General features: G+C 32.3%; 14 protein-coding genes and 1 tRNA gene. 6 read left to right on the top strand and 9 right to left on the bottom strand.

Going from position 1 to position 12347, the window contains the following annotated elements; genetic code table 11:
- Positions 1 to 78 precede the first annotated feature (78 nt).
- From ACODSB_RS23025 to ACODSB_RS23010, 4 genes are all read left to right on the top strand, one after another.
- Positions 79 to 327, top strand: a complete 249-nt coding sequence (locus ACODSB_RS23025) for a hypothetical protein (RefSeq protein WP_488938752.1) — start codon at positions 79 to 81, stop codon at positions 325 to 327.
- 3 nt (positions 328 to 330) lie between these two features.
- Positions 331 to 795, top strand: a complete 465-nt coding sequence (locus tag ACODSB_RS23020) for a hypothetical protein (RefSeq protein ID WP_488938751.1) — start codon at positions 331 to 333, stop codon at positions 793 to 795.
- Positions 796 to 872: 77 nt separating this feature from the next.
- On the top strand, positions 873 to 1412 hold the full coding sequence (locus ACODSB_RS23015; RefSeq protein ID WP_488938750.1) for a hypothetical protein: 540 nt from the start codon (positions 873 to 875) through the stop codon (positions 1410 to 1412).
- A complete protein-coding gene (locus tag ACODSB_RS23010) occupies positions 1393 to 1761 on the top strand; it encodes a hypothetical protein (RefSeq protein ID WP_488938749.1) in 369 nt (122 codons plus the stop codon). Before ACODSB_RS23015 ends, ACODSB_RS23010 begins: the two co-directional genes overlap by 20 nt.
- Before the next feature lie 250 nt (positions 1762 to 2011).
- On the opposite strand, the gene ACODSB_RS23005 is transcribed toward ACODSB_RS23010, so the two are convergent.
- The 4 genes from ACODSB_RS23005 to ACODSB_RS22990 form a co-directional block, all read right to left on the bottom strand.
- On the bottom strand, positions 2012 to 3151 hold the full coding sequence (locus tag ACODSB_RS23005) for a phospholipase D-like domain-containing protein (RefSeq protein ID WP_488938748.1): 1140 nt from the start codon (positions 3149 to 3151) through the stop codon (positions 2012 to 2014).
- Positions 3148 to 4371, bottom strand: coding sequence for a DNA (cytosine-5-)-methyltransferase (gene dcm / locus ACODSB_RS23000; RefSeq protein ID WP_488938747.1), 1224 nt, complete (start codon positions 4369 to 4371; stop codon positions 3148 to 3150). The genes ACODSB_RS23005 and dcm overlap by 4 nt, the downstream gene beginning before the upstream one ends.
- Before the next feature lie 380 nt (positions 4372 to 4751).
- A complete protein-coding gene (locus ACODSB_RS22995) occupies positions 4752 to 5963 on the bottom strand; it encodes a tyrosine-type recombinase/integrase (protein WP_488938746.1) in 1212 nt (403 codons plus the stop codon).
- Between the two features lie 55 nt (positions 5964 to 6018).
- Positions 6019 to 6092 (bottom strand) — tRNA-Met (locus tag ACODSB_RS22990).
- Positions 6093 to 6243: 151 nt separating this feature from the next.
- Between ACODSB_RS22990 and ACODSB_RS22985 the strand changes: the two genes are divergently transcribed.
- Together ACODSB_RS22985 and ACODSB_RS22980 are read left to right on the top strand one after the other, a co-directional pair.
- Complete coding sequence (locus ACODSB_RS22985; RefSeq protein ID WP_026727620.1) at positions 6244 to 6636, top strand: START-like domain-containing protein; 393 nt, start codon at positions 6244 to 6246, stop codon at positions 6634 to 6636.
- 54 nt (positions 6637 to 6690) lie between these two features.
- Positions 6691 to 7527, top strand: coding sequence for an aminotransferase class IV (locus tag ACODSB_RS22980; RefSeq protein ID WP_488938745.1), 837 nt, complete (start codon positions 6691 to 6693; stop codon positions 7525 to 7527).
- On the opposite strand, the gene ACODSB_RS22975 is transcribed toward ACODSB_RS22980, so the two are convergent.
- The 5 genes from ACODSB_RS22975 to ACODSB_RS22955 all read right to left on the bottom strand — a co-directional run bounded on the left by ACODSB_RS22975 (position 7524) and on the right by ACODSB_RS22955 (position 12109).
- Entirely contained in the window at positions 7524 to 8084 is a 561-nt protein-coding gene (locus ACODSB_RS22975) for a YqgE/AlgH family protein (protein ID WP_053472839.1), read from the bottom strand. The genes ACODSB_RS22980 and ACODSB_RS22975 overlap by 4 nt on opposite strands.
- A 129-nt stretch (positions 8085 to 8213) precedes the next feature.
- Positions 8214 to 8486, bottom strand: coding sequence for an HU family DNA-binding protein (locus tag ACODSB_RS22970; protein ID WP_012022249.1), 273 nt, complete (start codon positions 8484 to 8486; stop codon positions 8214 to 8216).
- Between the two features lie 180 nt (positions 8487 to 8666).
- The gene (gene fmt, locus ACODSB_RS22965) at positions 8667 to 9614 is read right to left on the bottom strand and encodes a methionyl-tRNA formyltransferase (protein WP_488938744.1); all 948 of its coding nucleotides are present in this window, start codon (positions 9612 to 9614) and stop codon (positions 8667 to 8669) included.
- Positions 9614 to 11509 (bottom strand): RecQ family ATP-dependent DNA helicase, encoded by a 1896-nt coding sequence (locus tag ACODSB_RS22960; protein ID WP_488938743.1) that lies wholly within the window; start codon positions 11507 to 11509, stop codon positions 9614 to 9616. The genes fmt and ACODSB_RS22960 overlap by 1 nt, the downstream gene beginning before the upstream one ends.
- A 66-nt stretch (positions 11510 to 11575) precedes the next feature.
- On the bottom strand, positions 11576 to 12109 hold the full coding sequence (locus ACODSB_RS22955) for an AAA family ATPase (RefSeq protein ID WP_488938742.1): 534 nt from the start codon (positions 12107 to 12109) through the stop codon (positions 11576 to 11578).
- Positions 12110 to 12347: the final 238 nt, after the last annotated feature.

Raw genomic sequence — 12347 nt, 5'->3', positions numbered from 1 at the left:
TTATCGCATCCGGATCTAATTTTTCCAGGGAAATTTCATTAAAAAATCTACAATTAATAAACATTAAATCAATCAAAGATGGCAACAAAAAGAACAACAACAAGAAAAGTAACTGCAAAAAAGCCAACAGTTAGAGGATTAAAGAAAATTTGCAGCGGTGTGGTAAAAGCCACAGGATTAAAAGCCGACGGCACACTTAAAAAAGGCTATAAATATATTACAGGCGGTAAAATCGTAAAAGTTACAACAAAGCCGACGGTAAAAAAGAAAGTGATTAAAATGAAACCTGTTGCAAAGAAAAAAACGGTTAGAAAAACTAAAAAATAAGTCATGGCTGAACTTGTAAAATTTATAAAAGCTTCAAACGGGAATGTTTTGCTGCAAAAAAATGACGAAACCTTGATAGCTTCGTTTAATCCGGCTCAAAATCTGTTGAGAATTCCAGAAGATAAAAACAAATTCAAAATTCAGTCTGTTTCCGCATTTGCAAACAATGCCTTAGTTTTAGATTATACTCAGGTAGACCTTATTAATTGTTCACCTCCTATTGTAGCTGTAAACTTTAATGAGTTTTTGATTGAATTATCGAGGAAGTTTTTTTTTTTAGATAGCGATTCAGCAGGAATAGCACAGAATAACGTTGTTAGACAATTAATAATTGAGAAGAATAACTTACCGCCTGAATTCACAGAACAGGATATTTGTAACTATATTTTAGCCCTGCCCGAAGCACAGAGGACTATAGCTGAAACAGATAGTAAATGGAATGTTATTATAGGATATTTTGCAAGCTGATGACAGTATACATACCTTCATATTTTAATGATTTAAAAGAAAGGGAAATAATCTTTAAAAACTGCATTAAAAGTTACTTGAAGCTAGGTTTTGAAATTGTAATCGTTTGGATGAATAAGGGGTTTGACAAAATTGAAAACCCAAATATCACTTATATCGATGCTGAGATTCAAAATGCTTCTAAAGCAAGGAATCTGCTTCTTGATATATTTTACGACAGTAACGAAGATTATTGTTATTTAAGTGACGACGATACGGTTTTTTTTGGATATGATGGATTAAGTGGGAATAGTGATTGTATTTCTTTTACGAATGATCTTAGAAAAAATGATTTTAATACAACCAATATAAGCAGTGCGCTGTTAAAACTGAAAAATCTAAAAAAGTATTACAATACAAGGCTTTATTTCGACGAAAATTTAGAAGCGAACCAAGATTATGATTTTGCGAGAAACCTGCTTCAAAACAAATTTTCTACCGAAATAATCAATTCAAAAAACGTTCAAATTAACAGAGGTATCTCATCTATGTTTAGAACTCCGCAAGAACGTTTACAAAAAAAGATGGACGCCTATAAACTTATAATGAAAAAAGAATATGATATTAAGAATATATGAAATCCAAAATATAGGTAAAGGAGTAATAACTGAAATTTTACCTGAAAATTTATTGCTGACAAAAATCGAGTTAATAAGGATTTATCCGAGTAACAAAGTAGTTACTAGAGAAAAAGATTTAGCAGCAAATGCACGAAATTTTCTTCATATAGATTTCGGTTTAGATTATGCTTATGGTACTCAATTGACCGTTGTTGTATTTGAGACTGTTGATGAAGAAAATAAAATACAAGTACCTATAAAATTAGGTCAACATAATGGTTTTTGGTATTATTCGGTAGATAAAAATATTTTAAATGCAGAAATACACGCTTTAGTTGGCGCCGTGACCGATTCTTATCAGGAGTAGTTTTTTAGTTTTAGCTTTATAAATCGTGTTACAGAAATGTAATGCGATTTTTTTGTTTAAAAAGTAGATTTTTTTTTTAGCCTGGAAAAAGATCCGGAGCAAATATCTTGATAAAAAATCTACATTTATTTTATGTGTTTAGAATTAGTCTTCGGACGATGCTCAATATTGCGATATCTTTCAAATACAAACCTATTTTTTCATTAAGCCCTACTCAAATTGATTGCAACATGTGTTAGCTGATGTGCTTTTATTCGGTTTCAGTAGTGAATTCTGAATAAGTATTGGTTTTCATAATGTCAATTTTGAAATCTCCATTTTCGTCTTTTATAATTATAACACTATCAAAACCTAATTTGTCCAATTTATCTATTGTTGCCAATTCGCCTTCTGCAAGTTGTAAAACTCTGCGTAATAACCAATCAGACAAAGCTTTATTTGGGTTAGTCATCAAGGCTTTTGAGTTTTCTTGACAAACTTTTGCGGTAAATATTTCTCCTGTTGGAATTTGTAAGTTAAAATCTTGGTCACGTTTTGGAAAGAAATGTGGATATTTCCGGTGCAATTCCGCAGGAATTGGAATATAAATTTCTCCAAAATCTCTTTTTCTTCCGTTGGCATTCCACTGATTTAAACCGCTTCTTTCAAAAATAAACTTTTCTCCTTTTTGAATTCCGTAAAGAGGCAAAATCACATAATTTTCGCCTTTAACAAGTTTGTCAGTTGCAGTTTTTAAATTCTTATTCTCCTCAAACAATTCAAGAAGCAAAGAATAAGGGTCTTCAATTATATCAATTGGTAAACGAAACGCATTTTGAGGACTTATAAATTTTCTAAAAAGTGTGCTTTTTGAATAATTGAAAGTATATAGATTATTTCCATCTTCAAATTGTAAACTTGCTTTATTATCTTTAACTGAATGAATATTAGCAATATCTATGATATTGTAATCCGTTTCATAAAGTAATAATTCTTTTTCTTTTCTTGCAACAATATGATAAAGTGAATTTTGAATATTGTAAACACGATTTGCTAAATTTATTCTATCATTTCTGAATTCTCCAAGCTTTAGCGCTAATTCTTCGCCTTTAAAATCTCGTAACGTCCTTGATAATGAGTTGAATTCTGCTACCTTTTCTGTACTGGAATTACCATTACAAACAAAAGTTTTCAAACCAACACCAACAGAATTATAATTTGCGTCAAAAGCCGTATCTGAACGAGATAAATTGCCCGCATCAAAACTTCTGCAAAATATATTTTCGGCAACACGATAATTTATGAAAGGTACAGCACTTTCACTGAATAAACCCGAAAGCTTTGAAACTGCTGAAAGCAGTTTCAAATAATTCCCGTTTTTTTCAATGTCTATTTCAGCAAACGATTTCATAAAACTCTTATGATTTCCTTGCTAATTCTCTCAATTAATGTTGTAGTTACAGAATTTCCTGCTTGCATATAAAGTTTACTATTTGCCAAGGTTGGCAAAATGTAATTTTCGGGATAACCTTGAAATAGAAAACATTCTTTTGGAGTTAATTTTCTAATTCCAAAATCGTCTTTTATAAGCGGTACATTGTGTCCGCCTGTTCCCATATTTGCTGTTAAAGTTGGACAAACATTACTTTTATTTTCCCTTGCATAGACTCTACGCCATTGATAAACTGTGTCTTTTGAAGTCATCGCTTTTTCAAGTTCTGGATAATATGCGTGATCTTTTTTGTAATATAAATTATCTGCTTGCTTTCCTTTTTCTAAAATATCGTGAATAGTTTTTGTTAATTTAATTTCAGAAGGAAATTGGAAATCAGCAAAATTTTTAACTTGATTAGGGTCAAATGCAACTATAAAAATTCTTTCACGATTTTGTGGAATGTTTGCGTGTGTCATGGAGTTCAAAATTTTTGTAAAAACTTTGTAACCCAATTTATCTTCTAAAACTGAAATTATAGTTTTAAATGTATTTCCTTTATCGTGGGAAACTAAATTTTTTACGTTTTCTAAAAACACAACTTTTGGTCTATGTTTTACAACGATTTGCTCAATGTCAAAAAATAAAGTTCCTCTGGTATCGGCGAAACCTTTTTGGTTTCCTGCAATCGAAAATGCTTGGCAAGGAAAACCTGCACATAAAACCTCAAATTCCTGTGGGATATAATTTTTAACACGTTCTTTTGTGATATCTCCAAATGGAACTTCTCCGAAGTTTTTTCTATAAGTTTTTTGAGCACTTGTTTCCCATTCACTTGTAAAAACACATTTCCCGCCAACGTTTTGCATTGCCAATCTGAAACCACCAATTCCTGCAAATAGGTCAATAAATTTAAAAGTATAATTTTCGGGTGTTGGAAAAGGAACATTTTCAACTTCAAAAAGCAATTGTTGTAAAGCATCTTCAGCAACAATATTTACTTGTTCTTCAACTAGTTTGTACTTAACAAAATTGTCTAAAACTTTTACAGCGTCTTTTTTATAATGTTTTGAAACTCCGTTTCTGTAATTGTGTAAGTAATGTGTAATCAAGGCCTTGTCATAAGGCTCAAGGTCTTTTATTTGATAGCTTTTACTATCAAATTCCTCAATACTTACTTTTTGATTAACTGCTATCATTTACTTTTTATCGTTTACGCAAAACTACAATTTAATTTTTAAAATTCGGAATTTAATGTTTCTCGTTTCCCAGTTACGTTCTAACGAAGTAGCATATCAGGCAACTTATTCATATGTACGACAAAATCACACATCCCATCGTGATTTGGCTAGCTTTGTGTGATTGATGTTAAAAGATTAGAATGTAACGTTTGCCAAATGAATTGTTACTTCACAACCCTTATTTCTTGGGGTGTATAATTCAGTTATTTTTAGATATACAGAAACGAAGCTTGTCAAAAAAAATCTATATTGCATTTTATCGGTAACTAATTAAATGTAGATTTTTTCTATAACCTGGAAAAAGATCCGGAACAGATCTGAGCAAAAAAAGTCTACATTTATTTTATGTGTTTAGAATAATCTTCGGGCATAACAGCATCTATATCACGTAAGTATTTTTCTAAAGCGCCCATTGTTGTATGACCAGTAATAAGCATTAGTTTACTTTTTGCTTCATTTGGGGTGCTATTTTTAACTAGTTCTTTATATAATTTGGTTATGAAAGTGTGTCTAAAGCTGTAAAGACCATAATCTTTTCCTAGTTTTAAACTAACCTTTACTTTCTTAAAACGATCCCCAAAGTAACCACGTTTATCAGTTTCATTTGTTATCCACTCGTGACCTATACCTTTTGGCGTGAATAAGTAGCTTTCAGGTTCTAATTTTTCAAGGTTCGGTAGTTCATGGAGTAATATTTCAGGTATTAGTTTCGTCTTTACCGCTTTGTTTTTGGCACGTACATAAATGAGTTTGTCTTTTATGTTAATATCGCAAACACGCAAGCGAACCACTTCTATTGGTCGCAAATGATTATAAGAAATAAACTGTATAAATAGGAGAAGAAGAGTGTCATGTTTTAGAAGATAATTCAAGATGTCATTTTCTTGGTCACTGCTAAAAGTTTTATTTCTTTCAGGAGTAGACTTTAAAACGTTGATCTTTGGTATGAAATTATCTTCAATAATCTCGTTTGCTTCAAGTGTTTTAAAAAACATTGATAAGTTTGATCGAGTATTGTTTCTGTTTTTTGGACTAGTGTTGGCTAATACGGAATTCAGATAAGTTATGACAGTTTTTTTATTTACCGCTGTGATATATCTATTTTCAAATCCATTTGCCAAAAGCCATTTTTCAAATGATTTTAGTCTAACTCTAAAATCTCTGTAGCTATTTTCTTTTAAGGTGTTTTTATTTAGTTCAAGAGCAAAAGTAACAGCATCTGGAATATTGTAGTTTTTCGATTGATCTACTGGATTAGAATCTTCATAGGGGTTATATCCATTTACAAGAATTGTCTCAATTGCGTTACGAAGTATTTTTATTGCTTCTTTTCGTTCCTTAAGAGTTTTAAATTGATTTACCCCTGCATAAATATGAGTTTGCCTTTCGAGCTTGTCTGTTGCAGGATTTCGAAAGGAGAAATATACGTACCAGCGTTTAGATAAATCGCTATTTGCATCATAAATACTTGGTACAGAGTATTTTTTCTTGTAAGTCAAAACGTGTGCGTTTTTGTGTTCTTTAGATAAAAGGCTCAAAATTTTAGGCATAAAAAAACGGTTTTAAATCACTCTAAAACCGTATAAAATCTATGTTTTTACCTTGTAGCGAGGACGGGAGTTGAACCCGTGACCTCAGGGTTATGAATCCTGCGCTCTAACCAACTGAGCTACCTCGCCTGGACTGCTATCATTGAATTCCTGATTGCGGGTGCAAAGATAGAAATAATATTAAAGCTTACAAGAATAAAATGAAGAAAAAAAAATATTTTTAAAAACGCATTGTTTTTGGACATATATTCTTATATTTCGAAAAAATTAAAAGTAGCACATGGATTCAAAAATACGTTACGAAATCGAGTTTCCGATCAATTCTTCGCCACAATTATTGTATCAATATATATCAACTCCGTCAGGATTATCAGAATGGTTTGCTGACAATGTTAATTCAAGAGGTGAATTTTTTACTTTCATCTGGAACGATTCGCAGGAAAAAGCACGTCTTGCATCTAAAAAAACAGGTGAAAAAGTAAAGTTTAAATGGGTTGATGAAAGCAGTAAGGATACTGAATACTTTTTTGAACTCCATATTTTAGTTGATGAATTAACTAAGGATGTATCATTAATGGTAGTCGATTTTGCAGAAAAAGAAGAAGTAGGTGAAGCTAAACAATTGTGGGAGAATCAAATCTCAGACCTAAAACATCTTATAGGATCTGTTTAGTAAAAGTCTATTTTATGCCTTATATTTGCCCTGAACAAAATTCAGGGTTTTTTTATGATCAATTTTAACGGAAACATTGCACAAGAAGAAAATATTCTAACTCAAAATCGTGCCTTTTTATACGGAGACGGCGTTTTTGAAACAGTAAAAATAATCAACAATAGAATCTTGTTTCTCGAAGATCATTATTTCAGGTTAATGGCTTCGATGCGTGTTGTTAGAATGGAAATTCCCATGAATTTTACAATGGAATATTTTGAAGAGCAGATTTTAAATCTTGTGCAGCAAAAAAACATTGCTTCATCGGCCAGAGCCAGAATAACTGTTTTTAGAAACGATGGAGGTTTGTATCTGCCAAAAACAAATGAAGTTTCTTTTTTAATTCATGCAACGTTGCTTGATAATACTTTATATGCTTTAAATACGGCCGAATACGAAGTTGATTTGTATAAAGACTTCTACGTTACAAAACAATTATTATCGTCGATTAAAACGACTAATAAAATGATTAATGTTACCGGAAGTATTTTTGCCCATGAAAACGGACTGGCAAATTGTATTTTACTAAACGACACTAAAAATGTTGTTGAAGCTTTGCAGGGAAATTTATTTATGGTTTCGGGCAAAAAACTAATTACACCGCCAATTTCTGAAGGATGTTTAAACGGAATTATGCGTAAGCAGATTTTAGCTTTAGCGAAGAAAGTAGAAGGCATAGAAGTATTAGAAGAAATAATTTCGCCGTTTGATCTTCAAAAAGCAGACGAATTATTTCTAACAAATGTAATCACAGGAATACAACCGATAAGCAAATACCGAAAAAAAGAGTTTACAAGTAATCTGGCTCATTTATTAGTACAGAAACTAAATGAATCCATATCCGAAAATTAATTCAGATATGGGTTTTCAGGTGCATTTGACCAAATAACGTAATCACCGCCAAGTTCAATAATCTGCTCTTTCCAGAAATGGGTAGTAGATTTTCCAATAATTTTGTTTTTGTAATTATTGTCAGCAATGATCCAGGAGTTTCCCTGCATTTCGTTTTCAAGCTGATTTTCGTCCCAACCGGTATAACCTAAGAAAAAACGAATATTGTTCTTATTGATCGATCCGTCGTTAATTAAGTCTTTGGTTGATTCAAAATCTCCACCCCAATAAATTCCGTTAGAAATCTCGACACTATTCGGGATTAAGTCAGGAATATTATGAATGAAGTACAGATTGTCTTGTTCAACTGGGCCTCCGTTATATATTTTAAAGCTGGCTTCAATTTCAGGTATTAAATCATTAATAGTGTATTTTAATGGTTTATTAATGATAAAACCTATTGATCCTTCTTTGTTATGGTCTGCTAATAAAATTACCGATCTGTTAAAAGATAAATCTCCAATTATTGAAGGCTCGGCAATAAGCAGGTGTCCTTTTTTTAATTTTTCTGAAATCATACGGCTACAATTTTTATTAAATTTAATCATAAATTTTTTAAATTCACAAAAAAAATCGTTAAACCGCACAAAAAAACCCTCCATAAGGAGGGTCTTAATTATATTATTTAGTTTAGAGAACTTTCTTACTTAGTTCACTGCACCTTCTAATTCAGCTCCAGCTTTGAATTTTACTACATTTTTTGCAGCAATTTTGATAGTTTTTCCTGTTTGAGGATTTCTACCGTCTCTAGCAGCTCTCGCAGATACTGACCAAGATCCGAAACCTACTAATGAAATTCTTCCGCCTTTTTTCAAAGTAGTTCCTACGTTTCCTAAAAATGACTCTAAAGCTAATTTAGCCGCAGCTTTTGTAATTCCTGCATCAGCAGCGATAGCATCGATTAATTCTGATTTGTTCATAATAATTAGTTATTAATTGTTGGTTAAAAAAAATTGTTAATACACAAATTTAGTAGGAAATCCGTTGCGTGCAAGTGTTTTCTTTAATTTTAGCAATAATTGTTGATAACTTGTTTTTTTTGTTCATAAAGCGTGTTGTTCATCGATCAAAAACAGGTAGAAACCCCTGTTTTACTGACCTTAATAGACCTTTGCGCTATCAGAAAAAGTTATCCCATTTAACAATTCTGCTACTTGCATTCGTTTCTTACCAGGTAATTGCAGACTTAATAACTGAATAAAGCCCTCTTTTATTGCAATTTTGATTTCTTTTTTATTACTAATTAAAGTTCCAGCTTCATAAGAATGATCCTCTGAAACCAGTTTGGCTTCATATATCTTTATATTTAATTCCTCATTTTTATCTTTCAAAAAACACCATGCTGCAGGATAAGGACTTAAGCCGCGAATTAAGTTATTAATTTCATCTCCTGGTTTTGTCCAGTCAATTTTACAATTCTCCTTATTTAGTTTATAAGCTGTTTTAATATCGGCGTTATCTTCCTGAATTGTTGTAGTAACATTTCCGTTTTCAATCTCTTTTAAAGTATCAATAACAGTTGTGCTTCCTAAATGCATTAATCTGTCGTGAAGTTGTCCGGCATTTTCTGTTGGTTCAATTGCAATTTCCGAATTTAAAATCATCGCTCCGGTATCAATTTTATCATCGATAAAAAATGTTGTAACTCCGGTTTTGGTTTCCCCATTAATAATTGCCCAGTTTATAGGAGCCGCGCCACGATAATTTGGTAATAAAGAAGCATGAAGATTAAATGTTCCTAAACCTGGCATTTCCCAAACTACTTTTGGTAACATTCTAAAAGCAACAACAATCTGTAAATTGGCATTCAAAGCTTTTAACTCAGCTAAAAAACTTTCATCTTTTAAATTTGTTGGCTGTAATAAGGTAAGATTGTTTGCTAATGAATATTCCTTAACAGCCGAATATTTTATTTTTTGTCCGCGTCCGGCTGGTTTGTCTGCAGCTGTAATAACGCCAACAACTTCGTAATTGTTTTTAATAATGGTATCCAGAATGCCAACTGCAAACTCTGGAGTTCCCATAAATATAATTCGTAATTTTTCCATTATGATTTTAAAGCGTATTTATTATTGGCTAAAATAATGATATGATTGTTTTCCAGTAATTCCTGAAGAACCACAATAACATCTTTAGCATCTAATTTTATTTGATTCTGAATTTCGCGCGAAGTTAGTGCAGTTGCTTTTAATAAGTGAAGAATTTTATCAGCAATTGAATCCGCTTCGGTAATTTTTCCTTTTTGAGTAATACAGAAAGAACAAACGCCGCAATTCGATTTAGTTTCTTCTCCAAAATAATCCAAAACCAATCTGTTCTTGCACGTTTTGTCTTCCTTTATATAATAGAGAACACTTGAAAGTTGATCTCGTTTTAGTTTGTTCTGTTTTTCCAGATATTTAGCAACTCTGTTTATAGTTAAATCATCTTCGCGGACTTCGTTAAATAAAATCGTAGCGTCGTTGTTTTTCGATTTGTATTCAATGATATCTTTCTCTTTCAATTTTTCTAAAAGATCAGTAACCTGTTCTTCGGTATGATTTGATTTTTTTGCAATAAGCGAAAGATTAAGAGGTGTTTTCATTTCATGAATTCCCGGATACGTTCTTAAAATCGCCAGAATAATTTCTTCGTTATTTGGATTCAGACTCATGTATCGAAGTACTTCTTTTGATTCGATTAAAAACTGCATCGAAACTTTTTCTGAAAATTCCTGAGACATCGTAATAATTCCTTGTTGATTCAAAAACTGCAAAGCATTATAGGTTTTTAAAGTTGGGAAGTCGTATTTATGACAAAAATGATTCATTTTAAAAGAATACGAATCGTCTAAACCTTCGCCATAAGCAATTTGAAAGTAATTGCACAATTTAATGTACATCGTTTTCAGGAACGTTTTGTCAGGAAGAACACTTATAAACTGCTGTTCTGTTTGATTTGCATCTGAATTATTAAATAATAAAACCGAAAATGATTTTTCGCCATTTCGTCCTGCTCTTCCGGATTCCTGATAATAATTCTCTATGTTTTCGGGCAATTGGGTATGAATAACTGTTTTAACATTATCCTTGTCGATTCCCATTCCAAACGCATTGGTGGCTACAATAACCTGCGCCTGTTCGGACATCCACAATTGCATATTTCTATCTTTTTCTTGAGCCGAAAGTCCGCCGTGATAATACGTTGCTCTAAATCCCAACGATTGCAATTGCGTTGACATATTTAAACAAGATTTTCTGTTTCGGACATATATAATACATGGCTGCGGATTTTTCTTCAAAATCTGCTCAACGCGATACAATTTGTCTTCAACCTCAAAAACCATGTACGCAATATTCTTTCTTTCAAAAGACTGCTGAAAAAGTTTAGTATCCTTTAAACCCAGCTCGGTTTTAATATCTTCAACAACTCGTGGAGTTGCAGTTGCGGTTAAAGCCAAAAAGGGAATTTTAGGAAAGTATTTTTTAAGTTCTGAAATTTTTAAATAAGCCGGTCTAAAATCGTGCCCCCACTGCGAAACACAATGCGCTTCGTCAATAGCAATTAAATTTATAGGGAGATTTTTAATGCGTTCTAAAATCCAGTCAGACTGTAGACGCTCCGGAGAAAGATAAAGGAATTTATAATTTCCGAATTGGCAGTTGTCCAGTAAATCAATAATTTCTTCCGTATGAATTCCGCCAGTTAGCGCAATTGCTTTAATTTCTCTTTTTTGAAGATTCGCTACCTGATCTTTCATCAGTGCAATTAAAGGAGAAACTACCAGACAAATTCCTTCTTGCATCATCGCCGGAACCTGAAAACAAATCGATTTTCCGCCTCCGGTTGGCAGCAGTGCAAAAGTGTCTTGCCCTTCTAAAACCGAATCAATAATTTCTTTTTGCAACGGTCGGAAACTTTGGTGTTTCCAGTATTTTAAAAGAATTTCCTGTGCGTCCTGCATGGCCTCTGTTTTAAAGTTAAAAATGTAGAAATCAGTTTCTAGTTTTACAACTTTAAAAACCGGCTGCTAAATTTTGTCTAAGATATAAAGAATTCTGTTTTCAACCGTATCTTTCGGAACCTCAATTAAATCATAACCGTATTTTTTGTACGTTTCAATTAAGTGTTTCTGAATCGTAAGTGCCTGTTCAAAATTTTCATATCGCTCTGTGTCGCTCTGATAAATTTCTTCCCAAGGCGGTAAAATAAAAGTTTTAGAATATTTATAATCCTCGCACGCTTTTACGAAATCTTCCGGATATTCATCGCCAATATAATCCATATAAGCCACAACATCAGGAATACCACGATCAATAAAGACGATAGTGTTGGGTTCTTTTTTAGCATTTTCAAATTGCTGAATACGTCCTTCCAAAAGCATTTCGCTAAATAATAAAGGCTGTTCCAGAAACAATTGTTCAACGCCTCTTTTTTGGGCTTCGAGTGTAACTTCTCTGGAAATTTCAGGGTAACAACAATAGCCACGAGCGACTAATTCGTTTATAAGCGTAGATTTTCCTGTACCAGGACCGCCAATGAGAACTATGATTTGTTTTTGCACTATTCTAAAAATAAAGCGCAAATTTACCTAAACTTATTCGTATTTAAAAAGAATATTTATCAAGAGCGAATAATTTAGCATTTTTATAAAAAATAGGTTCGTTTTGCAAGAGGTAAATATTGCTGTAAACTGGACTGAAGTCCAGCTCTACAATATGGATCGTTCCTTCGGAACTAAATTGTGAAAGATTTGTGGGTTTGTTAAATATTGCTGTAAACTGGACTGAAGTCCAGCTCTA

The sequence above is a fragment of the Flavobacterium sp. FG68 genome, from assembly GCF_057808895.1.
Note: the sequence above shows the minus strand (reverse complement) of the source record. Positions and strands in the feature narration are given on the sequence as shown.